Genomic DNA, 25326 nt, shown 5'->3' with positions numbered 1-25326 from the left:
CGCACAAAAAGCCCCCAACGTAATTGGGGGGCTTTTTTGTGCGCCTATCTTAGATAAACGGCCTCAAAAATTGCCAGTGGCTCCTCACTTGTGCCTGCGTAAAGCCGTAGAGTATCGCCTTTTATCTGAAAGCGTGAGACTTCTTGAAGCGCTTTTAAATAGTCGGTTTCTACTTGTTGTCGGGCTTCGCATAGCATTCGGGTGGAGCCAATATTCAAGAGGCGTAGCGCAGCATTTGTAGGCTGTTCGAAGCGGCCGAAATAACGGTTGCAGCCCGCGTAGCCAGCTATCTGATCGGTAGTGGCGTTGAATTGCAGATCGATTTCTTGACTATTCTCGGGCGTGGTGATGGGGGTAGCACCCAGGGTTCGGAGTACCCAGCGCGTATTACGCAGGCTGGCATTGGGGGTAGTGTCTTTTGCCGTTTTGCAGGCGCTGAATAGAAAAAGCGGTAGAAAAAACAGAAGCAAGCGCAGCGACATAGAAATAACGGTAAGTGAAAAGCCGGGGAAAAGGTAAGCCAAAGGGAATTAGTGGTTTTGTGATGAGGCAAAATTCCTACCTTGAGCCATGAAAAAACTCGTCCTGATCCTTGGATTGGCCTGTATAGGGCAATTAGCTGAAGCACAAAAGAAAACAATTAAGCAAGCAAACGTTGAGCGCGTCATCCGCACGTTGGCGGCCGATGACATGCAGGGGCGAGCCGCTGGTAAGCCGGGCGGGTTACAGGCAGCTAAATTCTTGGCTGCTGAGTTTGAACGGATTGGGCTGGAGAAGATGTCAGGTCTTACTACCTACGAGCAGGTGTTTCCGGCGTACGAAGTACGGGTAGTTGCTAGCAGCGCAACACTGAATGGCGTGGCGGTAGCGCCCGAAAATGTGCTACCTGTATCGGGGCTGCCTACACTTAGCTGGACCAGTGAGGATGCTATGCCGCCGCGCGTGGTCGTTATTGGCCCCCAGGATAACGTGCGCCAACAGATGGGCGCATTGCTGCAGCCTACTGCCAACACACTGGTGCTGGTCGATCCGGCACATGCGCAACGTTTCAAACAATTATCTGGCTATCTGAGTCATGGAGGTATGCAGGGTGAGCAGCCGAAGCCTTTTGCCAGCGTATTTGTGTTAGCTGCCGCCCCGGCCGCCCCGTCAAATTTGCTGCTACGGCCACGACTACTATCAAAACCGTGGAGCTACGCAATGTAGTAGGGGTGTTGCCCGGACAGGCCAAGGATAAGGCCCGTGCGGCCGAAATGGTGGTATTCTCAGCTCATTACGACCACATTGGCACGTTGCCAGCCGTAGCTGGCGACTCCATCGCCAATGGGGCCGATGATGATGCTAGCGGCACAACAGCCGTGGTAGCCTTAGCGGAGTACTTCAAAAACAACAAGCTGGAGACGTCCGGGAAGAAAAAGAAGAACCAGCGGACGTTGGTATTCGTGGCTTTCACGGCGGAGGAAATTGGAGGCTTCGGCTCTAAGTATTTTTCCCAGCAAATTGATCCGCAGAAGGTTGTGGCCATGTTTAATATTGAAATGATTGGTAAGGAAGCCAAATTTGGCCCCCAAACGGCTTTCATTACTGGCTATGAGCGCTCCGACTTTGGCAAGTTGCTTCAGCAAAAGCTGGAAGGCACACCCTTTCGCTTCGAGCCAGATCCGTACCCCGAGCAAAACCTTTTTTACCGCTCCGATAATGCGACGCTAGCCCGATTGGGGGTGCCGGCCCACACCATCAGCAGCGACCAGATTCCGACGGATAAGCTGTATCATTCGGTAGATGACGAAGTGGAAAGCTTGAACTTGACCAACATGACCGCCATTATTTCGGCCATTGCGCGCAGTGCCACCGGAATAATCGGCGGCGAGCAAACACCCACTCGCATTGAGCCCGCCAGTGTAGGTCAGCGTCCGTAGCGCTTGGGTCTGTCTGAAAAAACGGCCGCCCCGATACTAAATAAGTATTGGGGCGGCCGTTTCATGTTAAACGAATACTAGGTTACTATTTGGGAAGGCGTACGCTAAAGCCAGCCCCTACGGATAAGCCCTCGGCTTCGCGGGTGAAGCCTTGGCCAGCATTCAGGTCGAAGCGGAGGTTGGGCAGCGGCCGCCAGTAAACACCGGCCGTAGCCCCAGGCGCCAGCTTTGATTCGCGCTGCCAAGTGGTATAAGTTTCAGCAAAGAAGCCAAAATTGCCCCCCAAGGGTCCATTCAAGGCCAGCGTGCCAAGGTAGGTGCCCAATTTTGTGTCGGCGGCGCGGAAGCCACGCTGGCGGAAGCCAAGGTTAGCTTCCAGCCCATAGCGCTGCCCCAACTGTTGCGATACTAGTAAACGGGCTCCGGGCTCCAGTACCTTATTTGGAAAAGACGTATTGCCGTTGCGTAGCGTCAATTCACCCAAAAGCACCACTTGGGAGCGAGCATTGGGGACTGTAGAAGCCAGAAATTTGGCCCCTACGGTCAACGGCATAAATCCACCAGGAAGCGATGCAGAAGGCACTGGGACTTCAAAATCGTTGCCCGTAATCATTGTTGATGCGGCGGCGAGTTTGTCGGTGGGGTGGAGGTAGCCCTGCGTCAGGCGCAACTCAATATGACTAGGCAAGCCAATACGCAGCGTAGCCCCTGACAGCGTACGATTCGGGCCAAAACCTGTAGTGGTGGCCGGCTCAAAGCGGTTGGTACCCGCATCTATCTGCACTTGGCCCAAGGGTACCATGTTGGTCGTGATGGTGCGGCCGGGCCTATCAGGACGGATGTTGCGCACGAACGGCGCATCAGCGTTGAGAGTAGGATCGGTAGTCTGGGCCAGCAGATTGGCTGGAGTAGCTAAAAAAAGCCCCCCAATAAGCCATAAAGAGGTTTTGGGCATGGTCCCTCTGACACAGATTGGCCAGAGAAAGTTCAGTACCAACCAGATAACAACACGGTCTGTACTCTCAAAAAAGTACTGCTGACTTGCTTGCCTTAGGCGATATAACTGAATAGAAGCCCCCTAACGGCTTTAATAGGGGTTTTGCCAAAAGCGGGTAACTATTAATTTTGTAGTGGAGGCACTGCCCAGCCACCGAATCTTATACAAGAAGCTTTTTGTCGTTATATGGCAGGTAAAAACGCATTCTGCGAAACCAGTCGGCGCGGTTCAGAGTACAAAGACCGGATAGGGTAAGCTATGCCTTTTTCTCACAGAATGTATTCTATGTAAAATAGATAGCTGTTGATACAATAAGCTGTGTAGCAGTGTTATGGGGGCAGCAATGGGTATACAGTAATGAATGTAAAACAGCAACGTACGGCCGAAAGCATTTATCAACAGGCCGAGAATATAACTGGGGAGGCCGCGACGCTCTACTGTCAGCTAGCACCCGGTATAAATTACTGCGAAGGCGATGAGGAAGGTCGGAGAGCGCTGGAGCAGGAGATGCAAAGCCATCTGACGGCGCTCGCCAATGCCATCCTAATGAACAGTGCGGGCTTATTTGAAACGCATCTGTTTCATGCCCGGCACCATCCACCCGACCCCGCCCACGATCAAAGTCTGACACAGCAGTTAGCAGCCCTGAAGCAGGTGCTTGCCCAAAGGCTGCCCATCACAGAGTATATTGCCGCAGCAGGCTATCTGAGTGCCGCTTTTAAAGAATTAGAGCACCCGCTGGTTGAAAAGGCCACTTCGACGCCCGCCGTCTCGCTTCAGGAAACTCCGCTTAAAGACTTAGCTGATGCCTATCTAGCGCATTTATTAGCTGGGCAGCGTACGGAAGCTATTAGCTTACTCAGAAAAGAAGCGAAGGACGGGATTGATGTCCGGCTGCTCTATGAGCATGTATTTATGCCTGTGCAGTGGGAGGTGGGCTCGCGCTGGCACAAAGGGCAAATTACTGTAGCGCAAGAGCATTATTGCACCGCCGCTACGGAGTTGGCTATGGCTATGCTACACCCATATCTGCAAGCTGGTTCCCCCAATGGCTTCCGTTTTGTGGCTACCACGGTGTCCGGCGATTTGCATAGCATGCCGGTGCGAATGGTATCCGATTTTCTGGAACTTGATGGCTGGACGCCCTACTTTTTAGGTGCGAACACGCCGACTGATGGCATTTGGAAAGCAGTTGTTGGGTTTAAAGCCGATTTGCTAGTTATTGGTGCTTCTATGGCTCACCACGTGGGCATACTACGCCAACTTATTGACGCCAAAAAGAATACGATAGGTGCCAGCAACGTATTTGTGTTAGTAGGAGGGGAGCCATTCAACGCCGACCCGACGCTGTGGCGCTCCATCGGGGCCGATGCCTTCGCCCCCAATGCCCGGATAGCCGTGGAAGCAGCTCGCGCGCTCATGCAAAAAAAATAAACCAGTCATTTTACTCGTCTTCGTAGTCTAAGCCGAGCAACTGGTTGAGAGCCTGTTGCAATTCGCTGGCCGCATGCATCTGCCCGGCTTTGCGACTCACCTGCAAGCCTTGACGGTAAACTTTTTCAGCCTCTTCCGGCTTTTCTAATTGCTCCAGCAACTTGCCTGCATGGTAGTATGTGCCCACATAGTCGGGGTGTTCATCCAGTAGCGTTTGATAATATTTCATAGCCACTAGCGGCTCCGTAGACCTATATTCAGTGGCCAGTGCGTAGATCGTAAATGCGTCGTTGGGGTCATCGGCGTAGAAGGCTAGGAGTTGCTGTAAACGGCTGGGTGAGGTTTCCATGGGGCAGGAGTTTTATGTATCTTCGCCCGAAATTAGGGGCTTTCCCGTAGTTATTTGTCCATATAAGCACCTTCGATGAAGTTTCTCGTTTGTATCAGCAACGTGCCCGACACGACCACTAAAATCACCTTTACTCCTGATAATAAGGAGCTCAACAAGGCTGGGGTGCAGTTTGTAATTAATCCTTGGGATGAATATGCCCTCACTCGCGCCATTGAGTTGAAGGAAAAACTGGGGGGCAATGTGACGGTGCTCAACGTAGGCGAAGCCGATACTGAACCCAATATTCGCAAGGCTTTAGCCATTGGTGCCGATGACGCTATCCGGGTCAATGCCAAGCCCACCGACGCCTATTTCGTAGCTCAGCAAATTGCGGCGGCCGCTAAAGAAGGTGGCTACGACATCATTCTGATGGGTAAGGAAAGCATAGATTACAATGGTTTTCAAGTACACGGCATGGTTGGCGAACTGCTCGGCATTCCAACGGTAGCACCGGCCATAAAGCTTGATGTAGAAGGCAGTACGGCTACGCTGGAGCGTGAGATTGAAGGTGGCAAAGAAATAGTAGAGGTGGCTACGCCTTTCGTTGTTTCGTGTCAGGAGCCCATGTGTGAACCCCGTATCCCCAACATGCGCGGTATCATGACGGCCCGGACCAAGCCCTTGAAAGTAGTAGAGCCAACCGGCGAAGCTCCCCGCACCCAGGTTACCGAGTATGCTTTGCCCCCCAAGAAGCAGGGTGTTAAGCTTATCCCTGCCGAATCGGCCGGCGACCTGATTAAGCTGCTGCGCAACGAAGCCAAAGTAATCTAATACAGAATTGAGATTAGAGAACCACGAAGCAGACATGAGATAAACGTCTGCTAATAAGCTTCTCTGGTAAACAACTCATTTCTTGTAGTTCACTTCTTATGTCTAAATAAATGTCTGTTCTAGTTGTAGTTGAGTGTGATAACGGCGAGGTCAAAAAATCCTCATTGGAAGTAGCTTCCTATGGCAGCCAGGTGGCTCAGATGCTTGGCACCACGGCTACGGCTGTCGCCGTGGGTGAGGCTACTGAAGCTAACCTTGCCGCTCTCGGCGAGCAGGGCATCAGCAAAGTTTTATACGACAACGATTCCCGTCTGAAGGATTTCGTAAACGGCGCCTATACCAAACTGATTGCCGCCGCGGCCCAGCAGGAAAGTGCGCAGATAATTGTATTAGCTAACTCCAACATCGGAGCGGCTGTCGGTTCGCGCCTGTCGGTGCGTCTGCAAGCGAGCTTGGCTACTAACGTAGTAGAGCTGCCCAAAACCGATGGGGGGCAATTTGTGGTGAAGCGTGGTGCTTTCTCCGGCAAAGCCTTCTCGGACGTTATTTTGAGTGGCGAGCGCAAAATTATTGCCGTGAAGAAGAACTCGATGGAGCCTCTGCACAATGCTGGCCAAACCGCAACGGTAGAGAACTTCTCCGCTCAGCTCACCGACGCCGACTTCTCCGATGCACCAAAGCAGGTGATCATGCAGGAGCAGGCTGGTGGTATTCTGCTCCCGGAAGCCGACAAAGTGGTGTCTGGTGGCCGGGGCATGAAAGGCCCTGAGAACTGGAATCTGATTGAAGACTTAGCTAAAGCTTTGGGCGCAGCTACTGCCTGCTCCAAGCCGGTATCTGATGTAGATTGGCGCCCTCACCATGAGCACGTGGGCCAAACGGGTATCACGGTGTCGCCTAACTTGTATATTGCCTGCGGTATTTCGGGAGCTATTCAGCATTTAGCTGGCGTAAACTCTTCGAAGGTTATTGTCGTCATCAACAAGGATCCAGAAGCGCCATTCTTTAAAGCGGCTGATTATGGTATCGTTGGCGACGTTTTCGACGTATTACCGAAATTAACTCAGGCCGTTAAAGAGTTGAATTAGTGCGTCGCTACATTAAGTTTTGATGGGTTGCTGCTATTGTTTTATTTAACGCACTAACTTATTGATTACTAGTTTAGTAAACGCAAATCGACACACCTAAAATCAGCTTAATCGCTTGTGAAGAAAATTCAGCTCGAAATTCTCGGCCTGTCATCCAGCCAATCCCAATCGGGTTCTTTCGCTCTTATCCTGGGCGAAAAAACAGGTAACCGCCGGTTGCCCATCATCATTGGCATGTTTGAGGCGCAGAGTATTGCGATTCAAATAGAAAAAATTAGCCCCAACCGTCCCCTGACGCATGACTTGTTCAAGTCGTTTGCGGAGCACGTGCATGTGGCCATCATTGAAGTGATGATATCGGATTTAAAGGAAGGCGTATTCTATTCCAAGATTGTGTGCTCCGATGGGGCCACAACCTTCGAAATCGACGCACGCCCCAGCGATGCCATTGCTATCGGCCTGCGTTTCGGCGTGCCGATCTTCACTGTGGAAAGCGTACTGAGCGAAGCCGGTATCATTCTAAGCGACCTCGATGAAAATGCCGAAGATGCTTCGGACGATGATGACGAGGACGACGATGATGACGATAACGGCGGTACGCCGGCCTCAACGCCAACCCCTCGCGACCCCAGTGGTCAGGTGTCGTTGGACGAGTTGACGAAGATGCTGGCCCAGGCTCTGGAAAAAGAAGACTACGAAAAGGCCGCCAAAATTCGCGATGAGCTAAATAAGCGCAACGGCTAAAATTTTGGTCGTTTTAGAAAGAAAGCCTTCCTTGTATGGAAGGCTTTTTTTGTGCCAAACATCTTTCACCCAACCAACTGAAAATGCCCCCAGCCCCGATCTTCGTTATCCAATTGGGCAGCCCACGCTGCCGGCCGGTAAGCTTTCCGTTACGGAGCGAGCTGCTCTAATTCGACAGATTGAGCAACTGCCAGCCCAGCTTACGGCTGTAGCCCGCGAAATTGGTGGAGTGCGTTTGCAGGAGCCATACCGCCCCGGTGGCTGGACGGGCCGGCAGGTCATTCACCATCTGGCCGATTCACACATTAATAGCTATACGCGTTTCCGCTTGGCTCTCACGGAGGAAAGGCCCACCGTGAAGCCCTATGAAGAGCACGCCTGGGCCGAATTGCCCGACGTGGAAGCAACGCCTATCACCGTGTCGTTAACGCTGTTAGAGGCCTTGCATACCCGCTGGTCTGTATTGCTGCATCATCTAACGGAGGCCCAATGGCAACGCACCTTTTATCATCCCGGCAACGATCGGGATTATACGCTCGATCAGGCGCTGGTGCTCTATGCCTGGCACGGACAGCACCACTTGGCTCACTTAACTGGCCTTCGCGACCACAAAGCCAATCTTGATTAAACGAAAAAAGCCCCCCAAAGTAATTCTGGGGGCTTTTTTATGTAGAATAAACAAATGTATCATGCACTGGTAGACTCGCCTTCTGTGATGGCCGCGAGGCCTCCTTCCGATTCGTCGTCCACTTTTTTGGCAGCTCGCACCAAACTGCTGCTGAAGATAAACTCTTTCAGCTCCGGTACCTGTGCATTCAGAATTTCGTCTTTGGTACCATCCCACAGCTTTTGCCCTTTATGCAAAAAGATAATATGGTCGCCGATTTCCACCACGGAATTCATGTCGTGGGTGATGATAGCGGTGGTGATGTTGTACTCGTGCGTGATTTCGTGAATCAGCTCGTCAATCTTGAGGCTGGTGAGTGGGTCGAGGCCGGAATTGGGTTCGTCGCAGAATAGATAGGTACAGTTGGGCGCAATGGCGCGGGCAATACCCACGCGTTTCTTCATGCCGCCGCTAATTTCCGCCGGCATTTTGTTGCCCGCATTTTCAAGACCTACGCGCTTCAGGCAAAACTCTACCCGGTCGCGACGTTCTTCTTTGGTCATTTCGGGGGTAAGCATTTTCAGGGGAAACTCAATGTTTTCGAACACCGTCATAGAGTCGAACAGCGCTGAGCCCTGAAACAGCATCCCAATTTTGCGCCGGATTTCCTGCCTGATCTGCACCTTGTTATTGGTGAACACGCTGCCGTCATAAGTGATGCTCCCGATGTCGGGCTGCATCAGCCCCACAATGCACTGTAACAGCACGCTTTTACCAGTGCCTGAACCACCCAGCAACAAATTACACTTGCCCGTCTCAAACGTGCAGGTAATACCCTTCAGCACTTGGTTGCCATTAAAGGATTTCTGGACGTTATGAATTTCAATCATGGTACTAAATGGTTGAATGATGAAATGGGTGAAGGGTGAATGGCCAAATGGTTGCGTTCAGAAGTTGGAACTATCAGCCAGTTAACCACTCAGCCATTCAAGCATTTACAGAAGAAGCGCAGCTAACACGAAGTCAGCCAGCAGAATAGCGATGATAGAGTTATTAACGGCGCCGGTGCTGGCTGCTCCTACTTCCAGCGCCCCACCCGTGGTGAAGTAGCCTTTGTAAGAGGAAATAGCAGACACCAGAAAAGCGAATACTACCGACTTGATTAGGGCAAAGGTGATATTGTAGGGAATGAAATCACTCCGTAGTCCTTCGATGTATTCCTGAGCTGAAATGGCACCGGTGAGAGTGCCGGCCAAGTAGCCTCCTAAGATGGAAAGAAGCATTGCCAGAATTACCAGCAACGGGAACATGAGAATGGCTGCTACGATTCGCGGGAGCACTAAGTAAGAGGCAGAGTTGATGCCCATTACTTCTAGCGCTGCTACCTGCTCCGTGATACGCATAGTGCCTAAGCCGCCCGCGATGCTCGACCCCACTTTACCCGCAAGCACGATGCTGGTGATAGTGGGCGCAAGCTCCAAAATAGTCATTTCGCGCACCATAAAGCCGATGGTCGACTTCGGAATAAGCGGACTAACAAGGTTATACGAGATCTGAACGCACGTTACAGCTCCGATAAAAGCGCTGACGATAGCGACGATAAAAACAGAATTGAAGCCGATAATTACGGCCTCTTCAAGGGTGCGATTCCAGAGCGTTTTAAGGCGCTCGGTCCGCGTGACCATACTTTGTAGAAAAAGCAGAAACTCGCCGAAGTTTTTGACCATAAAGCGGAAGGAGGAAGGGAGAAATACAGGAACTTGCAGAGCAAACAGCTACGCTTAGGAAATGCTCGGCCCGTGTTTGATAACCCTACGTAAAAACGAACTCAACAAGTAAAGGAATGCAAAAATATATCATTGTTACCGGCGGAACGAAGGGAATTGGGCGCGCTGTGGTCATGCGTTTTGCGCGGGCTGGTTTCGCGGTGGTTACCTGCGCCCGCTCAGCCGCCGATTTACTAACGCTAGCCGCTGACGTGGAGGAGGAACTTCCGGGTAGTGAGCTGTACACCTTAGCCGCCGACCTGAGCCAACCTGCTGACACCCGCCGCTTCACCGATTTCGTGCTGGCGCTGGGGGGCAAAATCGAAGTCCTAATTAATAACACGGGAGCATTTACTCCTGGTCGCCTTCAAGATGATGACCAAGAAGGCTCAGTGCTACGGCATATGATTGACGTGAATCTATATAGCACCTACGATGTAACCCGCGCCTTGCTGCCCAGCTTATTGGCGCACGGTGGGGGCATATTTTCACGATGTGCTCAGTGGCCAGCTTGCGGGCATATCCCAGTGGCGGCGCCTACAGCGTAGCAAAGTTTGCCTTGCTTGGCCTGACAAAAGCGCTGCGCGAAGAGTTGAAAGAGCAGAATATCCGGGTGACGGCTGTGTTGCCGGGGGCTACGCTCACGGCTAGCTGGGAGGGTGCTGATTTGCCCCCGAGCGGTTTATTAAGGCAGAAGATGTAGCCGAAGCTATCTTTGGGGCTTACTCCTTGTCGCCGCAGGCGGTGGTGGAAGAACTCCTGATCCGGCCTCAGCTAGGCGATATTTAACGGGCGGCAAGAGTCGATAGTTAATCGAGCTTTACTGTCTTGCCTTTGCCAGTTATCCGAATGTCGGTGGCAGCAGGATTACCGCTGTAGTAAAGAATGCCGGTGCCGGCGTGGCTGCCACCCACAATGTCGGAAGCCGAAACGTAGGCTGACCCGTCGCTGTTGCGGGTGAGCTCAAAAAAGCAGCGTTTGGTTTGGAGTTCGGTAGCGCGCAGGGAGCCTAGTCCGCCCACGGTTAGGCTCAGTTCGTCGGCGGCCCCGCGCAGACGTACATCACCTAATTCATACATATCCAAAAAGATAATGTCGCTGGTCAGGTCGAGGTCGTAGTCGCCGGCCCCCACGAGGTGAAAGAAAACGGTGCTGACGCGGAAGTTGCCTGCCGTGCGGATATTACCGGCGCCCAGTAAGGCGACATCGCGGATGCTGGCTACGTGCAAAGTTACTTCGCGGGGCGTGTCGTAGCGGCGCACCCAGTTGCAGCGGCTCGTATTTCGTATGGTGAGGCGCCCATCTTCAACTTGAAGCTCAATGTCTTCCTGCAGGTTTTTGCCGGTGCGTACCTCGGCGTAGGGTTCATTCGCTGTGCTATCCTGAACCAGTATCACATCTACATTGGTGTAGGTAACTAAGTCCTGAAAGGGTGGGAGCGCCCGCCGCTCCGTTACAATGCTGCCGGTACTCTTAAAACAATCGCCCTCATGATCCTTCGCGCAGCCCGCCAGCCCTGACATCACGATGAACAGACTTACCCAACTGCGCAAAAGCCGCGGCAGGCAGCTAACTTGCAACCAACTATTCACTCGCAACATACCCAAACTATGGACCTGACCGGCAAGGTAGCTATTCTAACGGGCGTCAGCAAAGGGATTGGACTGGCTACTGCTCAGGCACTGCTGGCCCAGGGGGCAGTAGTGGCCGGCTGGGGCCGCACCCGCCCGACGAATTTGAAGCACGAGCGGTTTCATTTTTTCGAGTGCGATGTGCGCAAGCAAGCCAGTGTGCAGGTTGCCTTTGCCAATACTATTAATCAACTTGGCTCCGAAGTGCATGTGCTCGTAAATAATGCCGGGCTGGGCATTGCTGGTCCCGTTGATGGCTTCTCGGCCGAAGACTGGCACACGATGTTCGATACAAATGTGCACGGTACATTTTATTGCTGCCAAGCCGTGCTGCCTACCATGAAGCGTCAGCAAATCGGCCATATCGTGAACATCTCATCCATTGCCGGAACTACGGGCATCGAAAAAATGGCGGGTTACTGTGCGTCCAAGTTTGCTGTGCGAGGCTTTTCGCAGTCGTTGTTTAAGGAAGTGCGCAATGATGGTATCAAAGTAACCTGCTTGTATCCGGGCTCGGTGCAAACGAATTTCTTCGATGATATCCCCGGCACCGACGCCAACGAGCACATGATGCAGCCCCAGGATATTGCCGATACAATCATTTATGCGCTGCAAACGCCATTTAATTTCCACATTGTGGACTTGGAAATGCGGCCATTACAGCCTAAAAAGTAAACTTGTGGCGCGGAGCTCCAGCTCCGTGCTTCCTCGTCCAAACCTATCGTTGCATCCCATTTTGGGCTTCGCAAAGATGCCCGAAGCTGGAGCTTCGCGCTACATTCTATGGTTGAAATACAGCATCTGACCAAAAACTTCGGTACTCAAGCCGCTGTGAATGACATTTCATTCTCAGTGGGCAAGGGCGAGATTCTGGGTTTCCTGGGGCCGAACGGGGCCGGCAAGTCCACCACCATGAAGATTGCCACCGGCTATTTGCCCCCCAGCGCCGGTACCGTGCGTGTAGCCGGCCACGACGTGCTGACCGAACCCTTGGAAGTGCGCCGCCAGGTAGGGTATCTGCCTGAGCACAACCCGCTTTACCTGGATATGTACGTGCACGAGTACCTCGAATTTATTGGCTCTGTGCACGGACTGAAGGGTACTGACCGGCGCCGGCGCGTGGCTGCCATGGTAGATAGAGTAGGGCTCGGCCGGGAGCAGAACAAGCAGATCGGAGCTTTATCGAAAGGCTATCGGCAGCGGGTCGGCTTGGCGCAGGCGCTTATTCACGACCCCGGCGTACTCATTCTTGATGAGCCCACTACCGGCCTCGACCCCAACCAGATCGGCGAAATCCGCACGCTTATCCGGGAGCTGGGTGAAGATAAAACTGTGATTTTCTCAACTCACATTCTTCCCGAAGTAACGGCTCTGTGCACTAGAGTAGTAATTATTAATAGGGGCCAACTTGTGGCCGACAGCTCCGTGAGCGAGTTAGGTGCCCGCGCCGCCGGCGATACGCTTATCCGTGCGGAGTTTGAGCAAGCCATCGATCCCGCACCTTTGCGGGCTTTGCCAGGCATTACGAGCGTCGAAATTGCCCCCCAGAATATGTACCACATCCGGGCCAGCGCCGGAACTGACGTTCGGGGGGCAATTTCGCGCCTCGCGGCCCAGGAAGGTTGGGTGCTGTTGGGGCTGCGCCAGGAAGAGCAGTCGCTGGAGCAAGTATTTCAGAATTTGACGAAGTAGAAAATGAATGCGGTTTCAATAAGCTCAATAAATAGGCTACGTGCTATTCGGGTTTTGTCATTTGCTGTTCCTAATTTATTTTTCTTGTCCTTAACAGTATTTTTTATTCTAAACAAAAAAGCATATGCTGAATTAGGATTAATTACCCCATTCCAATTCAATATTATTGGAATGGATTTTCAATTTATTCCGGCCATATTTAGTTATTTTTTGGTTGGGATCTTAATGATGCTCTTATGGATACTCATAGCAGTAGAATTAAAAAAGATGAAAATCGCTGCATATATATTTGGCCTCTCAGGTTTAGTATTAGTGTTATTTAGCTTGCTTCCTTTATCAAATAAAACTGATATCAACCAGATTAGTACGCTGTTGTTTTGCTTGTCAATTGCTTTTGTGTTAATCAACTTTGCTGGTGTATCTGTCCTGCTGTCTAATGTTGAGGATGCCAGAAGCAAATGTGTCCTGCTTCTTGTATTAGCGTTTATGTCTTATCACATAGTTGATAAATTCTTTATACTTAGAAACGATTTTAATTTAAATTATCTGATTGCTGCATCTTTTTTATGGTATTTTTATTTATATGAGATTATTAAATTAAAATTACTAAATAAAATAGCTATCAATTTTCAAAATTGAAGACAGAGTTCAATGTTTGCCATTCTTCGCAAAGAATTTAATGCCTTTCTAAGCTCGCCGGTTGCCTACGTGGTGATGGGCGTTTTCTTGGTGGCTACCGGGCTGTTCGTGTGGGTATTTCCCGATAGTAGCGTGCTGGACTACGGCTACGCTGACCTGCAAACCCTGTTTAATATTGCTCCCTGGATCTTTCTTTTCCTGATTCCGGCCATTACCATGCGCACCTTTGCCGAGGAAAAAAAGGCGGGCACCATCGAACTGCTGCTCACTAGGCCACTCACCGATGGCCAGATTCTGGGGGCAAATTTCTGGCTTGCCTGCTGCTGACCTTGCTGGCACTGCTACCTACGCTCCTGTATTATTATTCGGTGTATCAGCTCGGAAACCCGGAAGGCAATATTGATTCGGCGGCTACGGTGGGCTCTTATCTGGGGCTGGCGCTATTGGCTGGGGTGTTTGTGGCGATGGGCGTATTTGCTTCCGCCATTACCCGCGACCAGATTATCGCCTTTTTGGTGGCTGTGGTAGGCTGCTTTTTAGTGTATTCGGGCTTTGATTCCCTAGCATCCGTTTTTGAAGGCAGCGCTGCTTATTATATCAGCCAGCTCGGCATCGCGGCCCATTACCGCGATATCAGCAAAGGCCTGATCGACTCCCGCGACCTGACGTATTTTTTTAGCCTAATGGCCGTACTGCTTTTAGCCACCCGGCTAGTGCTGCAAAGCCGCAATTGGTAACACTGCTTGCATCTTGACCCTACCAAAAAGCTAAGATGGAAGCCCCGCACAACATGCCCGAATCACCCATTCAACCTTCCCGCAAGCGCCGCGACCTCATCCGGTTTCTGTTAATCATAGGAGTGCTTTTGCTCTTCAATTTTGTTGGACAGCGGCTCTTTTTTCGCCTCGATCTAACGGAGGAAAAGCGCTACACCATGTCGCCGGCTACGAAGCAGCTTCTGCAAAATTTGCCCGAGCCGGTTACGGTCACGGTATATCTAGATGGCGACTTTCCGCCCGCTTTCCGCCGCCTCCAACAGGCTGTACGCGAAACGCTGAATGAGATGCAAGTGTACGGGGGGGCAAATCTGCGCTACGTATTTGTCGATCCTTCGGCGGCTAGCTCTGAGAAAGCACGCAGCGAATACTACGAAACCCTGATCAAAAAGGGGCTTCGCCCAACCAACTTGGCTGCTACGGAAAACGGGAAGCGCGTCGAGAAAATCATCTTTCCCTGGGCTACCGTGGCCGTTGGGCCCCGCGAAAAGCAAGTGTTGCTATTACGCGGCAATCAGACTGCTTCTTCCGATGTGCGTCTTAATCAGAGCATTGAAGGTCTCGAATACGAGTTGGCTAGCAACATTCGCAAACTGTCGCCCGGTCGCCGCAAAATCATTGGCGTAGTTGAAGGACACGGGGAGTTGACCAATGCTCAAGCTGGCGACCTGATAGGCTCTTTGCAGGAGTATTACGACGTATACCGCGTCAATTTGGCTGCTGTGCCTAATCTGCGCACCCTCGACGCGGTGATTGTGGCCAAGCCTGAGCAAGCCTACTCCGAAATCGAGAAGTTCAAGCTCGACCAATTCGTTATTCAGGGGGGCAAAGCGCTCTTTTTTGTGGATGCCATGCGCGTGAACCTCGATAGTGCGGCCCGTGGCGGCATGTTGTCGTTTCCATATCAGCTGAACTTAGAGGACCTCTTATTTAAGTACGGTGCCCGCATCAATCCCAACTTGGTGCTCGACCTGAACTCCGGCGTAATCCCGCTTGTGACCGGTACCACCGGCGACCAGCCCACCGTAGAGCCAATGCCGTGGCAGTTTTATCCGCTCATCAATCAGTTTAGCCCGCACCCCATCACCCGCAATCTCGACGCTGTCTATACCAAGTTTGTGAGTACCATCGATACGGTAAAGGCAGTCGGCATTCGCAAAACGCCACTGCTTTTCACCTCTCGCTATACTCGTGTGCTGCCGTCTCCAGTGCCCGTAAATTTGAACGACGCCCGCATGGAGCCCAATGCCAAGCTGTACCGCGAGAGCTTTAAGCCAGTAGGATACCTGCTAGAAGGACAATTTCGCTCACTGTTTGCTAATCGTGCTCAGCCAGGTACCACGCAGTTTCAACCCGCCACGGCATCCAATGCCCGCCCCGGCAAAGTACTGATCATCGGCGATGGCGACTTTGTGCGTAGCGAACTGGATCCTAAAACTGGTCAGCCCTTCCGCCTCGGCTTCGACCGGCTCGCCAACACCGAGTTTGCCAATCGCGAGCTTGCCTTAAACGCCGTGGATTACATGCTCGACGAAACCGGCCTCATCGCCGTTCGCAGTAAGCAAATTACACTGCGGCCGCTCGATAAAGTGAAAGTAACAGAACAGCGCCGCCGCTGGCAACTCATTAATATTTGCGCTCCATTAGTGTTGCTAGGCGTATTTGGAGGCTTAAGGGCGTGGCAGCGCAAGCGGCGGTATGCGTCATTTAAAATTTAATAATATCCTCAGTTACAAATGAGGCAAGGAGCGAATGTAGAGATGTATCGTTTTGCTCAGTACTAGGGGGCAAAAAATCAGTTCGGTTAATATTCAAGTACCCAGCCAGATGCTCGAAGTCACTTATAGCTACAACCTTGAAGCCCATAGACCACTGGGAGAAATCACGCTGCTGGATCTCACCGTCGGCTAATTTAATCACGTTGCGGTGGCGGATATCCTGCTTAATTTTATTGAAGATATAGAACACCTCGTCTTTAGGGCCCTCTAATACTTGCATGATACTATGCTCGCTGTAGAGCAGAACACCGGTAAGCTGATGCTGCGCATTCCAGTCGCGCGCCTGCTTAAGTAAGGATTCCAACTCCTTATCATTCATGGGCAGGGTAGCGGTACTTTGATAAACTAAACGGTGTAGAGCCTCGGGAGCCATAAAGCAGAAAGTGATCAGGTTTTATGTGAATCAACATTAGCGAATTTCATGCTATACAGCATGGATTAGGCCACTTTCAGTATTGTGTTATAATTTGCACAGGCTTTATCGCGCTTCTACCGGAGGCGAAGTTTTGGAGTTTTCATCACGCTAAACTTCGTCAGCAAATCCTGACTAGCAGGTTATGTTATTCCCTGCTGCTGGCGCTGGCAAAGCCGGGTGCGTTTCCTATCTTTGTCGCCTTCCCCCAACCCTGGCCGAACCCCCACTATATGAAATTCATTGTCTCGTCTTCTGCCTTGCTCAAGCAGCTCCAGAGCATTAACGGCGTAGTCACGAACAACCCCGTAGTGCCCATTCTGGAGAATTTCCTTTTCGAGATTGAGGACGGCAAGTTGACTATTACGGCCTCCGATCTGGAAACCAGCATGATAACCGAGTTGCCAGTGGAGGCCCGCGAAACAGGTCGCATTGCTGCCCCCGCCCGCATTCTGCTCGATACGCTCAAAAACCTGCCCGACCAGCCCGTAACCTTTACGCTGGATGAGGAAACGTACACCATCGAAATAAGCTCCGCCAATGGCCGCTACAAGCTAGCCGGCGAGAATGCTACTGATTTTCCACGTGTGCCAGTAGTTAAGGGCTCGGCTCCAATTGAAATACCGTCCTCGTCGCTGGCGCGGGCTATCAACAAGACTATCTTCGCCGTAAGTACCGACGAGCTCCGGCCAGCCATGACCGGGATTCTGGTGCAACTTGCGGATAACCAAGCTACGTTTGTAGCTACCGATGGCCATCGCCTGCTGCGCTATCGCCGCCTCGATGTAGGTGCCGGTCAATCAGCTAACCTGATTATTCCGCGGAAAGCTTTCAATCTGCTTAAAAGTGCGTTGCCATCCGAGGCCACTACGGTGAAAGTAGAATTTAACAGCTCCAATGCCTTCTTTAGCTTCAATCAGATGCGCCTTGTGTGCCGCCTAATCGATGAGCGCTATCCTGATTACGAAAACGTAATTCCGGTCAGCAATCCGAATCGTTTGATCATCAGCCGGGCCGATTTCCTGAACTCGGTAAAGCGCATCTCCATCTATTCCAACAAGACTACTCACCAGGTTCGCCTACGCTTAGCTGGTTCTGAGCTAACGGTTTCAGCCGAAGACTTGGACTTCAGCAACGAAGCCAGCGAGCGCCTGGCCTGCCAGTATGAGGGCGAGGATATGGAGATTGGCTTCAATGCTCGTTTCCTGGCAGAAATGCTCTCCAACATTGATTCAGAAGAAATTACCCTGGAGTTGAGTACGCCCAACCGAGCTGGCTTGCTCATGCCAACCACTGCCGACGACAACGAAAGCATTCTAATGCTCGTGATGCCGGTCATGCTTAATAACTACGTTTAAATTTCAATGTTAAATAGCTGTGGGTTAAATAGTTGATTGTTGTGCTGATATCGACGCAGCTACAAACAATCAGCTATTTAACCCACAATCGTTTAGCAATTCAAGCAATGAAGAAATCTGAAATTCGCTTTAGTATCGCCCTCGACGACCAGAAAGTGCCGGAAGCCATTAGCTGGCAGGCTACCGATGCTGGTCCCGATATTCACTTCGCCAAAGCCATCAACATAGCCCTTTGGGATCGTGATGAGCGAGGTACTATGAAAATTGACCTCTGGACGAAGGAAATGCCTGTTGATGAAATGAAGCGCTTCTACGTTGATACCATCGGTGCAATGGCCGAAAGCATCACCACGGCTACCAACGATAAAGTAATGGCTGCCAAAATGCAGGAACTGTGCCGCGCGCTCATGCAGCACCTGGAAGACGAGGAAAGCAAGAGTAAATAGATTACTTTAACCTGTGCCATAAAAAAGCCCCCAGAGATCTTCTGGGGGGCTTTTTTAGTATCAAAAACTAGGCTTATCTGTTGCCAGAACTCGAAGTAGAACGAGTAGGTGTGGTAGTCTTTCCTGGACCAATAGTGGCACCCTTGCTGTTAGCTGGTAGCGGGTTCTTCACCGAATTTACGAAAAGGAAATCGGAAGCAGTGGCCGCATAGTCTTTATCGTACTTATAGTAGGAGCTGCGGGAGTTATAGTAGTCACTGTATTGGTTGGTCGTCAACACAGCGGTCAACTCTTTATCGCGCTCTTTGCACACGCCCTTGCACTTCTCGTCAATAAGGGTTGGGTTGCCAGCATGTTGCTGTTCAATGGCAGCCATTTTAGCCACTTTATCCTCATTGATGGCTCGTAGCTTAGTGGCTTGATAGCCATTGAGACGCAATTCCTTAGCCATCTGGTCGGAGAGGCGTTGGGCACGCTCCTGCACCGCATTTAGCCGTGGTGTAGGGCGGGTCTGGTCCTGGGGCATAACGGTAGCGACAGGCTTCTGTTGAGCCTGCGCACCGAGAGCGACGGTGAGGGCCAGGGTAGCGGTGGCAAGTTTCTTTCTCATCAGTGTCAGTCGTTTAGCAACTCAATTTATCAAACTACCAATCGGACCAGTAAAGGTTTACAATAGCAGTTGTATAGGTTATTAACGAAAAACTGTGCCAGTGGGTTCAGGCTTGACTTGATGAACGCATAAGTTAGAGCCTAATTTTTATTTTTATTATGCAGTAAACGCACACGCAGACGTATTTATTTGGCTTAGGCTCTGCGAGTCATTCTCACCATACGTTCTTCCACATCATCGACTCAACGGGCTTGTCGGTGCGCTCATTGTACTTGGCGTTGGCTTTGCGATTGTAGAAGGTCTGTACGTCGCCTTGCACGGCAAAATAGATAAGCTGACCAATGGGCATGCCTGGGTAAACGCGCACCTGTTGAGTTACGGATATCTCAAGCGTCCAAGTGTTGCAAAAGCCGACGTCACCCTTACCTGCCGTGGCGTGGATATCTATTCCTAAGCGACCTACGCTGGATTTTCCCTCTAGAAAGGGTACCTGCGCATGACTTTCTGTGTATTCCTCCGTTACGCCCAAATAAAGGGTGCCGGGCTGAAGTACGAAGCCTTCCTCCGTCATCTCAAACACATCAATCTTATTGTGGGCACGGGCGTCAAGTACCGCATCACGGTAAGTAGCCAGGTAGCGGCCTAAGTGGACGTCGTATGAGTTGGTGCCCAAGCAAGCCCGGTCGTAGGGTTCAATCACGATGTTGCCCCGCTCTATTTCGGCCAGGATCTGCTGATCAGTAAGAATCATATTTCAAAAAATAAAATGGGTAAACAGCTAAGAGTAAATAGGATGAGTTTTGAGTGCTCATTGCCTGATATTTTCCTAGCTGTTAATTGTCTTCCTCTTCGTAGCGGTCTTCGGGCAGATCCATCGCATCTCGACGCGGTGTGCGACGCTGGGCTTGCGGATCTATCTGGTCAGCTAATCCGTCGAGGCGAGCCCGTAGATCAGGCAGCACACTCACGATAAGATATATCAATAGCAGGGTAGAAGTACCAGCCAGCAGCAGGGTAAAGTAGTCAACCCAATCGTGGCGGGCTGGAGCGTCAGCAGCGCGGGTGGGTGCAGGGGAAGCTGACTCCTGGATACCAGCTTCTGGCTGCGGCGTAGGATCTACGAGCGGCTCAGCGGCTGAAGCCGCCTCCGGGTCGGCATCAACATCAGCGGGGGGCACGGCCGCGCCATCAGCTGCTAAGTCTTCCGGGGCCGGATCTTCGGAGGCGTTGAATTGGGCGGTAGCTTGTTTGACAGTCCGTTGCAACGACCGGATGAGCGCCACTCGCTCGTCGCGGGGCAGCACGCGGATAAAGAACTCAAAGTTCTTGTCGATCAGAACGGAGTTAAGCTGTTTCTGAAACTCCGCCAAATCACGACGACCCTTACCAAAACGGTTCTTAAAGCGTTCCGATACGTCGTTGTAGTTCTGAAACAGCCGCTTCAGGTCGGCGTTATTGTTGAAGTCGTCAAACTCGCGGCGGGCCTGATAGGTACGAAGCGTAACCGGAAACTTGCGCCGGGTAAACGACTTGTCGTACACGGTTTCCATGGTACGAAAGTTCAACTCATCAATGCTACGGTCAAACAAGCGCTTGTTGGCCTCCGCTGGCGTCTGGGCTTGTGCCCTCTGAAGGGCAGGCGCGAGCAGGCACCACAACACGAATAATGAAGAAAAGAGACGAAGTTGGGCCATAAGAGGAGCTACAGTTTGGCCGCAAAGGTAACCGCTAGCACATGGCTACGATAGAGAAAGACAAGATTTGAGTAAAATGCGCTCAGCCATACCGAATAACCGATGTATATGGGAAGTGATAAGACTGAGCCTTGCCATTGCCATCACCTCTGTTTGTGCTCTTTCAGGCTTCCTACTTGCGCAGTCTTCTATGCTTTATATGTAAAAAAAGCCCCCCAGAGACTTTATGGGGGGCTTTTATAAGCTTACAAATGGGGCCATTTATAACCCGTGCGCTTCCCGCATAGATTCGCGGCAGGCTGTAAGATATAGATCTACTAACTCGTCGGTAATAGCGGTGCTTACAAATAGTGCTTCGTACTGGGCCGGAGCTAGATAGATGCCCCGGCGCAGCATCGCCTGGAAATAGCGGCCAAAAGCCTCTGTGTCAGAGATTTTAGCATCTTCCAGATTATGAACTGGCTTATCCGTGAAAAATACGCTGAACATGGAGCCAACCCGGTTGACTGTATAGTTTAGGCCGAGATCGGCAGCAATCTGGCGGGTGCCATCGGCCAAGCGGGCACTAATGCGGTCGAGTTCAGTATATAGGTCAGGGTTTTGCTGCAAATAAGTTAGCTGAGCAATACCAGCGGCCGTTGCGATGGGGTTGCCGGAGAGCGTACCCGCTTGGTAAACTTTGCCAGCGGGCGCTACATTATCCATAATGTCCTGACGGCCGCCATAGGCACCAACGGGCATACCGCCGCCGATGATTTTGCCCAAGGTCGTCATGTCGGGCTTGATCCCGAACAGTTCCTGCGCGCCACCACGAGCAAGGCGGAAACCAGTCATCACCTCGTCAAAAATCAAGACGATGCCATGCTCGGTGCACAGGTCGCGCAGGGCTTGCAGATAGCCGGCGGCGGGCTCTACCAGTCCCATATTGCCAACTACCGGCTCCAGGATAAGAGCCGCCACTTGGCCCGCGTTGGCCTCAATAGCCTGGCGCGCAGCCTCGGTGTCGTTGTAGGGAACGGTGATGGTATCGCGGGCTACGCCAGCGGTTACGCCCGGCGAATCGGGTGTACCCAGGGTGAGGGCACCACTACCCGCCGCAATGAGGAAGGAATCGCCGTGGCCGTGATAACAGCCCTCAAACTTGATGATCTTGTCGCGCCCCGTATAGCCCCGCGCCACGCGGATAGCCGACATGGTGGCTTCCGTACCCGAGTTTACCAGTCGCACTTTTTCAATGCTGGGCACCATGGCTTTAATCAATTCGGCCATCTCCACTTCACGTTGGGTGGGCGCGCCAAATGATAAAGAACTGGGAATTGCTTTTTGAACGGCTTCCACTACCACTTGGGGAGCGTGACCCAAAATCATTGGCCCCCAAGAGTTTATAAAGTCAATGTATTTGTTGCCATCAACGTCTGTCAGCCAAGCGCCCTGAGCCGACTGCATAAATACCGGATGGCCGCCTACGGCTCGAAAGGCACGTACCGGCGAATTAACACCACCGGGAATATGGTTTTTGGCGCGGGAAAAAAGAGCTTCACTTTTGGCAAGCGTCAGCTCAGGAGCAGGAGAAAGAGACGTCGAATTCATACATGTAAAACAGGCAACGGGCGTAAAAGTCTAGGGAAAGTAGTGGTAAAACAGCGGTGGAGCTTAGCGGCTACCCACCGGATTCTGCACTTCTACCTCCAATCGTTCAAGCTTGATAAGCGGTACGTACTGATTATCGTGGGCGCCATTAGGGTAGCCGATACCTTGGAATAGTGACCCCGAAATTGGACCCGACGTGGCCAAGCCCTGTTGAAACGCGGGGCCGTGCTGGTGAAGTTGGTGGCCGAAGTAATACAATAGTTCGAAACCTGAATGGGCAAAAACGCTGGGGGCAAATTATGGCGTTGCACGTACAATTGACGAAAGCGGCGCACGCCAAAACTGGTCGGGTCAATGTATTTGCGATGAATCAGATATACGTCGCGCGCATCGAGGCGGCTGGGGCTCACCGATGGATTTTCCAGCCATGAGCCGTAGGTAATAAGGGGAAGTTGAGCAGCCTGGGTTTGCAGTTGCTTGAGCGTAAATGCTCCAGCCTTCCGGTTGTCGGAAGCAACGACTAGGTGTCCCAAGGTGGCGAAGTCGATGCCCGCAAAGCCCGCTGCCAATGATTCTTCCATGTTGGAGTTGAGGCGCCGCAATACCTGTACTTTGCCCCCCAGCGCTTCATATGCGGTCTTGTAGGCCTGCGCGAAGGCCAGATCGTCGCTGGTGTCCTCGTGAAGAACAGCCGCCGTGCGTCCACTGAAGGTGCGAAACGCATACTGAGCGGCCACTTGAGCCTGCGTAGCCATGCTGGGCTCGAACAGATAATGCCAGTTGTTACTGATGGTCAGGTTGCCATCCTGAGAAAGGGGATTGATGGTAATAATCTGGCGCTGTTGGGCATAGCGCGCCAGCAACTTGCTGCCCGACTTATAAATGGGCCCAATAATCATATCCATACTGGCTAGCTCGGGCAAGGCCAGCACTTGCTTGAGCTGGATGGTATCGGCACCCGTATCGTAAGCAAAGAGCTGAACGGGGCGACCTTCGCGCTGCAGCGAATCCTGTGCGAGCAGCAAACCCGCATAGAGGTCCGTCACAAATTGGTTTCGACGTACTTTCTCCCAGCTTGGGTCATTAAACTCGAAAGGGAGAAGTACCCCTACTCGATAAATAGCCTTCTTTTGAGCTTGAGGAATAGCCGAGTAGCGGGCCCGATCGAGGGAAAAATCCTTAATTAATTGCTCCAGCACTGGTTTGTCAGCCTCGGTATACCACCCGCCGGCTATCAGCTTGTCAGCGTAGGCCCGACCTAAGGCTTCATCTTTAGGATAGCGCTGCAATAGGGTCTGAAACAGTGCTTTGTCCTGAATGCGAGCCAAATAGGTAGCTTTTATAGCGTTCTGCTCGGTGGCAAGTGTTTTGTTCGGAATCAGTTCGAGCACTTGCAAAGCGTTGTCGGGCTCACCCTGCTCAAACGACACTTGCGCCTGCAGGTACAACGCCTCGGGTAGATTCTCCCACTTGGCATATTCAGAGCGAATTAAATTGAGCATTTGCTCCGCTTCCGCCCATTTCTTGGCGCGAGTGGCTGCTACCGCATATAAGTAAGCGGCCTCAGCACCACGCTCGAAGCGGGCGGCAGGCGGGGTAAGGGGTGCCAACTCCTGCATTGCCAGGTCGTAGCGGCCCTGATCGAGCAGCACCTTGCCATTTTGGTAGCGCGTGTTCTGATCGGAGGAGTTAAGATTGGTAGGTAGGGCGGGGCGAGGCTTAGCCGTCGACTTTGGTGCCGTGGGGGGCAATTTGCTGCCCGTCGTTGTAGTCGTTGGCTTACTGGGGGTTACAGCTTTGTTGGAAGCAGTGCTGGCTGGCTGGGGGGCTTTTGTGGTAGCCGGCTTCGTAACGGCTGGCTTGCTGGCCGGCCGCGCCGGCGCTGTTTGGGCCATCGAGGGCAGGGCGGTCAGCCACCAAAAACAGCAAAGCCAGCTAGCTAAGCGAAGAGAGTACAAGTGCCTCATAAAGGAGGGGCAATGGAATATAGGGGGAGAAAAAACGCGGGGGCGGACGAGGCCACCATGTATGCCCTACAAAGGTACGCAGGATCGGCGGGGATGATATCTGCCTATACTCCCTGAGTTACTACTGTGGCCGTTGGGGGCAAATCTCTGCAAGCTGCGCGCACTGTGGTTGCTGCAATACAGCTGGGAGTTTCAGGGCCGTGTCTTATCTTTAGCAAGGGCGCGGGGCTCGTCTATACCCAAACCGCGTGCTTGGTCGTTATGGTAATTGCCACATTGCTCTGCCTGCTTATGCCTGTTTCTCTGCCTCAGCTGCCCTCAGTATCTTATTTGCGTCAACGTCTGGGGCTGCTGTTAGTGCTGGGCGCATCTATTACGCTGAGCGTCGTACTGATTACGTTCCGGGTATTTATGACGCAGGAGCTGACGTTTGTGTTCCTGCTCTGGAATCTGTTTCTGGCTTTGATACCCTTCGGCCTCAGCACCATGCTCGGCTTAGCTGCCGGCCCGGTTCGGCGACGTCTGCTGCTACCTACAGGGGCTATCTGGCTGTTGTTTTTCCCAAACGCGCCCTACATTCTCACCGACTTGTTTCACTTGGCGCCTCGTCCCGGCGTGCCTTATTGGTACGATCTGGCCCTCATCCTGACGTGCGCCTGGAATGGGCTAATGCTGGCCTATGCTTCTTTAATCGAAATGCAAGCCCTGGTGCGCCGCCGTATGGGCGCGGTCGTCGGCTGGGGATTTGCTACGGCGGCCATTGTTCTGAGCAGCTTCGGAATTTATTTGGGCCGCTATCTGCGCTGGAATAGCTGGGATGTATTCACTAATCCGCTTACACTCTTCTACGATATCCTCAATCGGGTGCTGCACCCCATGGCTCACCCGCGCACCTACGGCGTCACTATTCTATTTACTGCGTTTTTGCTGCTGGGCTATATTACTGTTCGCCAACTGGCAGGCCTGCATAAAGAAGAGCAGGAGCGGTAAGCACCTTGTATAGCCACCTTTCGGGC

The 25326-nt window shown here is 52.1% G+C and carries 28 protein-coding genes and 1 pseudogene; 17 read left to right on the top strand and 12 right to left on the bottom strand.

All coding sequences use genetic code 11. The features are described 5' to 3' along the window. Nucleotides 1–44 precede the first annotated feature (44 nt). Nucleotides 45–482, bottom strand: a complete 438-nt coding sequence (locus EPD59_RS13835) for an META domain-containing protein (protein ID WP_165963599.1) — start codon at nucleotides 480–482, stop codon at nucleotides 45–47. 88 nt (nucleotides 483–570) lie between these two features. On the opposite strand from EPD59_RS13835, the gene EPD59_RS13830 reads away from it, so the two are divergent. Then, a complete protein-coding gene (locus tag EPD59_RS13830; protein ID WP_133273304.1) occupies nucleotides 571–1206 on the top strand; it encodes a zinc-binding metallopeptidase family protein in 636 nt (211 codons plus the stop codon). Next, entirely contained in the window at nucleotides 1188–1919 is a 732-nt protein-coding gene (locus tag EPD59_RS13825) for a M20/M25/M40 family metallo-hydrolase (RefSeq protein WP_205703406.1), read from the top strand. Before EPD59_RS13830 ends, EPD59_RS13825 begins: the two co-directional genes overlap by 19 nt. A gap of 85 nt (nucleotides 1920–2004) precedes the next feature. Here EPD59_RS13825 and EPD59_RS13820 read toward each other — a convergent pair whose 3' ends face one another. Next, on the bottom strand, nucleotides 2005–2874 hold the full coding sequence (locus tag EPD59_RS13820) for a transporter (RefSeq protein WP_133273302.1): 870 nt from the start codon (nucleotides 2872–2874) through the stop codon (nucleotides 2005–2007). A gap of 399 nt (nucleotides 2875–3273) precedes the next feature. Between EPD59_RS13820 and EPD59_RS13815 the strand changes: the two genes are divergently transcribed. Continuing rightward, on the top strand, nucleotides 3274–4350 hold the full coding sequence (locus EPD59_RS13815) for a cobalamin B12-binding domain-containing protein (protein WP_133273301.1): 1077 nt from the start codon (nucleotides 3274–3276) through the stop codon (nucleotides 4348–4350). Between the two features lie 10 nt (nucleotides 4351–4360). Here EPD59_RS13815 and EPD59_RS13810 read toward each other — a convergent pair whose 3' ends face one another. After that, complete coding sequence (locus tag EPD59_RS13810; protein WP_133273300.1) at nucleotides 4361–4699, bottom strand: tetratricopeptide repeat protein; 339 nt, start codon at nucleotides 4697–4699, stop codon at nucleotides 4361–4363. Between the two features lie 75 nt (nucleotides 4700–4774). Here EPD59_RS13810 and EPD59_RS13805 point away from each other — a divergent pair, with 75 nt between their 5' ends. The 4 genes from EPD59_RS13805 to EPD59_RS13790 all read left to right on the top strand — a co-directional run bounded on the left by EPD59_RS13805 (nucleotide 4775) and on the right by EPD59_RS13790 (nucleotide 7972). Continuing rightward, complete coding sequence (locus EPD59_RS13805) at nucleotides 4775–5512, top strand: electron transfer flavoprotein subunit beta/FixA family protein (protein WP_133273299.1); 738 nt, start codon at nucleotides 4775–4777, stop codon at nucleotides 5510–5512. Nucleotides 5513–5622: 110 nt separating this feature from the next. Further along, nucleotides 5623–6600 (top strand): electron transfer flavoprotein subunit alpha/FixB family protein, encoded by a 978-nt coding sequence (locus EPD59_RS13800; RefSeq protein WP_133273298.1) that lies wholly within the window; start codon nucleotides 5623–5625, stop codon nucleotides 6598–6600. Nucleotides 6601–6717: 117 nt separating this feature from the next. Beyond that, a complete protein-coding gene (locus tag EPD59_RS13795; protein WP_133273297.1) occupies nucleotides 6718–7344 on the top strand; it encodes a bifunctional nuclease family protein in 627 nt (208 codons plus the stop codon). Between the two features lie 49 nt (nucleotides 7345–7393). After that, nucleotides 7394–7972, top strand: a complete 579-nt coding sequence (locus EPD59_RS13790) for a YfiT family bacillithiol transferase (protein ID WP_133273296.1) — start codon at nucleotides 7394–7396, stop codon at nucleotides 7970–7972. Between the two features lie 59 nt (nucleotides 7973–8031). On the opposite strand, the gene EPD59_RS13785 is transcribed toward EPD59_RS13790, so the two are convergent. Both EPD59_RS13785 and EPD59_RS13780 read right to left on the bottom strand, forming a co-directional pair. Then, the gene (locus EPD59_RS13785; RefSeq protein ID WP_133273295.1) at nucleotides 8032–8841 is read right to left on the bottom strand and encodes an ABC transporter ATP-binding protein; all 810 of its coding nucleotides are present in this window, start codon (nucleotides 8839–8841) and stop codon (nucleotides 8032–8034) included. A gap of 105 nt (nucleotides 8842–8946) precedes the next feature. Then, nucleotides 8947–9678, bottom strand: a complete 732-nt coding sequence (locus EPD59_RS13780; protein ID WP_133273294.1) for an MlaE family ABC transporter permease — start codon at nucleotides 9676–9678, stop codon at nucleotides 8947–8949. A 116-nt stretch (nucleotides 9679–9794) separates the two neighbouring features. Between EPD59_RS13780 and EPD59_RS13775 the strand changes: the two are divergent. Then, nucleotides 9795–10420, top strand: a pseudogene (locus tag EPD59_RS13775) (SDR family NAD(P)-dependent oxidoreductase). Nucleotides 10421–10526: 106 nt separating this feature from the next. On the opposite strand, the gene EPD59_RS13770 reads toward EPD59_RS13775, so the two are convergent. Then, entirely contained in the window at nucleotides 10527–11270 is a 744-nt protein-coding gene (locus EPD59_RS13770) for a GIN domain-containing protein (protein ID WP_165963598.1), read from the bottom strand. Nucleotides 11271–11327: 57 nt separating this feature from the next. Here EPD59_RS13770 and EPD59_RS13765 point away from each other — a divergent pair, with 57 nt between their 5' ends. The 6 genes from EPD59_RS13765 (at nucleotide 11328) to gldG (ending at nucleotide 16173) form a co-directional block, all read left to right on the top strand. Next, nucleotides 11328–12023: an SDR family oxidoreductase gene (locus EPD59_RS13765; RefSeq protein ID WP_133273292.1), complete on the top strand. Its 696-nt coding sequence runs from the start codon at nucleotides 11328–11330 to the stop codon at nucleotides 12021–12023. Nucleotides 12024–12131: 108 nt separating this feature from the next. Continuing rightward, entirely contained in the window at nucleotides 12132–13040 is a 909-nt protein-coding gene (gene gldA, locus EPD59_RS13760; RefSeq protein ID WP_133273291.1) for a gliding motility-associated ABC transporter ATP-binding subunit GldA, read from the top strand. Between the two features lie 3 nt (nucleotides 13041–13043). Then, nucleotides 13044–13679: a hypothetical protein gene (locus EPD59_RS13755; protein ID WP_133273290.1), complete on the top strand. Its 636-nt coding sequence runs from the start codon at nucleotides 13044–13046 to the stop codon at nucleotides 13677–13679. Nucleotides 13680–13691: 12 nt separating this feature from the next. Then, nucleotides 13692–14006 (top strand): ABC-2 transporter permease, encoded by a 315-nt coding sequence (locus EPD59_RS23770; protein WP_317128373.1) that lies wholly within the window; start codon nucleotides 13692–13694, stop codon nucleotides 14004–14006. A gap of 2 nt (nucleotides 14007–14008) precedes the next feature. Beyond that, nucleotides 14009–14416 carry an ABC-2 transporter permease gene (locus tag EPD59_RS23765; RefSeq protein WP_317128372.1) on the top strand — a complete coding sequence of 136 codons (408 nt, stop codon included), beginning with the start codon at nucleotides 14009–14011 and terminating at the stop codon, nucleotides 14414–14416. 53 nt (nucleotides 14417–14469) lie between these two features. After that, nucleotides 14470–16173 carry a gliding motility-associated ABC transporter substrate-binding protein GldG gene (gene gldG, locus EPD59_RS13745; RefSeq protein WP_133273289.1) on the top strand — a complete coding sequence of 568 codons (1704 nt, stop codon included), beginning with the start codon at nucleotides 14470–14472 and terminating at the stop codon, nucleotides 16171–16173. Here gldG and EPD59_RS13740 read toward each other — a convergent pair. Beyond that, on the bottom strand, nucleotides 16163–16606 hold the full coding sequence (locus EPD59_RS13740; protein ID WP_133273288.1) for a BLUF domain-containing protein: 444 nt from the start codon (nucleotides 16604–16606) through the stop codon (nucleotides 16163–16165). The two genes, gldG and EPD59_RS13740, sit on opposite strands and share 11 nt — an antisense overlap. Nucleotides 16607–16878: 272 nt before the next feature. Here EPD59_RS13740 and dnaN point away from each other — a divergent pair, with 272 nt between their 5' ends. Together dnaN and gldC are read left to right on the top strand one after the other, a co-directional pair. Beyond that, nucleotides 16879–18003, top strand: a complete 1125-nt coding sequence (gene dnaN / locus EPD59_RS13735) for a DNA polymerase III subunit beta (RefSeq protein WP_133273287.1) — start codon at nucleotides 16879–16881, stop codon at nucleotides 18001–18003. 107 nt (nucleotides 18004–18110) lie between these two features. Then, nucleotides 18111–18449, top strand: a complete 339-nt coding sequence (gene gldC, locus EPD59_RS13730; protein WP_133273286.1) for a gliding motility protein GldC — start codon at nucleotides 18111–18113, stop codon at nucleotides 18447–18449. A 73-nt stretch (nucleotides 18450–18522) separates the two neighbouring features. On the opposite strand, the gene EPD59_RS13725 is transcribed toward gldC, so the two are convergent. The 5 genes from EPD59_RS13725 to EPD59_RS13705 form a co-directional block, all read right to left on the bottom strand. Further along, nucleotides 18523–19059: a hypothetical protein gene (locus EPD59_RS13725; protein WP_133273285.1), complete on the bottom strand. Its 537-nt coding sequence runs from the start codon at nucleotides 19057–19059 to the stop codon at nucleotides 18523–18525. A gap of 214 nt (nucleotides 19060–19273) precedes the next feature. Beyond that, the gene (gene dcd / locus EPD59_RS13720; RefSeq protein ID WP_133273284.1) at nucleotides 19274–19810 is read right to left on the bottom strand and encodes a dCTP deaminase; all 537 of its coding nucleotides are present in this window, start codon (nucleotides 19808–19810) and stop codon (nucleotides 19274–19276) included. A gap of 82 nt (nucleotides 19811–19892) precedes the next feature. After that, a complete protein-coding gene (locus tag EPD59_RS13715; RefSeq protein WP_133273283.1) occupies nucleotides 19893–20753 on the bottom strand; it encodes a hypothetical protein in 861 nt (286 codons plus the stop codon). Between the two features lie 261 nt (nucleotides 20754–21014). Further along, nucleotides 21015–22343, bottom strand: coding sequence for a glutamate-1-semialdehyde 2,1-aminomutase (hemL, locus tag EPD59_RS13710; protein ID WP_133273282.1), 1329 nt, complete (start codon nucleotides 22341–22343; stop codon nucleotides 21015–21017). Between the two features lie 92 nt (nucleotides 22344–22435). Continuing rightward, complete coding sequence (locus EPD59_RS13705) at nucleotides 22436–24310, bottom strand: ABC transporter substrate-binding protein (RefSeq protein WP_133273281.1); 1875 nt, start codon at nucleotides 24308–24310, stop codon at nucleotides 22436–22438. 291 nt (nucleotides 24311–24601) lie between these two features. Between EPD59_RS13705 and EPD59_RS13700 the strand changes: the two genes are divergently transcribed. Next, a complete protein-coding gene (locus EPD59_RS13700; RefSeq protein ID WP_165963597.1) occupies nucleotides 24602–25300 on the top strand; it encodes a DUF1361 domain-containing protein in 699 nt (232 codons plus the stop codon). Nucleotides 25301–25326 lie beyond the last annotated feature (26 nt).

This window comes from Hymenobacter radiodurans (genome assembly GCF_004355185.1).
Lineage (GTDB): Bacteria > Bacteroidota > Bacteroidia > Cytophagales > Hymenobacteraceae > Hymenobacter > Hymenobacter radiodurans.
This window is presented reverse-complemented; position numbering and strand designations above follow the sequence as displayed.

What these genes read in the sequence shown, in the direction of transcription:
- EPD59_RS13815 (WP_133273301.1), top strand. Translation starts at nt 3,274, where the DNA reads ATGAATGTAAAACAGCAACGTACGGCCGAAAGCATTTATCAACAGGCC.
- EPD59_RS13835 (WP_165963599.1), bottom strand. Translation starts at nt 482, where the DNA reads ATGTCGCTGCGCTTGCTTCTGTTTTTTCTACCGCTTTTTCTATTCAGC.
- gldA (WP_133273291.1), top strand. Translation starts at nt 12,132, where the DNA reads ATGGTTGAAATACAGCATCTGACCAAAAACTTCGGTACTCAAGCCGCT.
- EPD59_RS13805 (WP_133273299.1), top strand. Translation starts at nt 4,775, where the DNA reads ATGAAGTTTCTCGTTTGTATCAGCAACGTGCCCGACACGACCACTAAA.
- EPD59_RS13800 (WP_133273298.1), top strand. Translation starts at nt 5,623, where the DNA reads ATGTCTGTTCTAGTTGTAGTTGAGTGTGATAACGGCGAGGTCAAAAAA.
- EPD59_RS13740 (WP_133273288.1), bottom strand. Translation starts at nt 16,606, where the DNA reads ATGGCTCCCGAGGCTCTACACCGTTTAGTTTATCAAAGTACCGCTACC.
- dnaN (WP_133273287.1), top strand. Translation starts at nt 16,879, where the DNA reads ATGAAATTCATTGTCTCGTCTTCTGCCTTGCTCAAGCAGCTCCAGAGC.
- EPD59_RS13780 (WP_133273294.1), bottom strand. Translation starts at nt 9,678, where the DNA reads ATGGTCAAAAACTTCGGCGAGTTTCTGCTTTTTCTACAAAGTATGGTC.
- EPD59_RS13765 (WP_133273292.1), top strand. Translation starts at nt 11,328, where the DNA reads ATGGACCTGACCGGCAAGGTAGCTATTCTAACGGGCGTCAGCAAAGGG.
- EPD59_RS13725 (WP_133273285.1), bottom strand. Translation starts at nt 19,059, where the DNA reads ATGAGAAAGAAACTTGCCACCGCTACCCTGGCCCTCACCGTCGCTCTC.
- EPD59_RS13715 (WP_133273283.1), bottom strand. Translation starts at nt 20,753, where the DNA reads ATGGCCCAACTTCGTCTCTTTTCTTCATTATTCGTGTTGTGGTGCCTG.
- gldG (WP_133273289.1), top strand. Translation starts at nt 14,470, where the DNA reads ATGCCCGAATCACCCATTCAACCTTCCCGCAAGCGCCGCGACCTCATC.
- EPD59_RS23770 (WP_317128373.1), top strand. Translation starts at nt 13,692, where the DNA reads ATGTTTGCCATTCTTCGCAAAGAATTTAATGCCTTTCTAAGCTCGCCG.
- hemL (WP_133273282.1), bottom strand. Translation starts at nt 22,343, where the DNA reads ATGAATTCGACGTCTCTTTCTCCTGCTCCTGAGCTGACGCTTGCCAAA.
- EPD59_RS13830 (WP_133273304.1), top strand. Translation starts at nt 571, where the DNA reads ATGAAAAAACTCGTCCTGATCCTTGGATTGGCCTGTATAGGGCAATTA.
- EPD59_RS13810 (WP_133273300.1), bottom strand. Translation starts at nt 4,699, where the DNA reads ATGGAAACCTCACCCAGCCGTTTACAGCAACTCCTAGCCTTCTACGCC.
- gldC (WP_133273286.1), top strand. Translation starts at nt 18,111, where the DNA reads ATGAAGAAATCTGAAATTCGCTTTAGTATCGCCCTCGACGACCAGAAA.
- EPD59_RS13705 (WP_133273281.1), bottom strand. Translation starts at nt 24,310, where the DNA reads ATGAGGCACTTGTACTCTCTTCGCTTAGCTAGCTGGCTTTGCTGTTTT.
- dcd (WP_133273284.1), bottom strand. Translation starts at nt 19,810, where the DNA reads ATGATTCTTACTGATCAGCAGATCCTGGCCGAAATAGAGCGGGGCAAC.
- EPD59_RS13700 (WP_165963597.1), top strand. Translation starts at nt 24,602, where the DNA reads ATGCCTGTTTCTCTGCCTCAGCTGCCCTCAGTATCTTATTTGCGTCAA.
- EPD59_RS13785 (WP_133273295.1), bottom strand. Translation starts at nt 8,841, where the DNA reads ATGATTGAAATTCATAACGTCCAGAAATCCTTTAATGGCAACCAAGTG.
- EPD59_RS13755 (WP_133273290.1), top strand. Translation starts at nt 13,044, where the DNA reads ATGAATGCGGTTTCAATAAGCTCAATAAATAGGCTACGTGCTATTCGG.
- EPD59_RS13820 (WP_133273302.1), bottom strand. Translation starts at nt 2,874, where the DNA reads ATGCCCAAAACCTCTTTATGGCTTATTGGGGGGCTTTTTTTAGCTACT.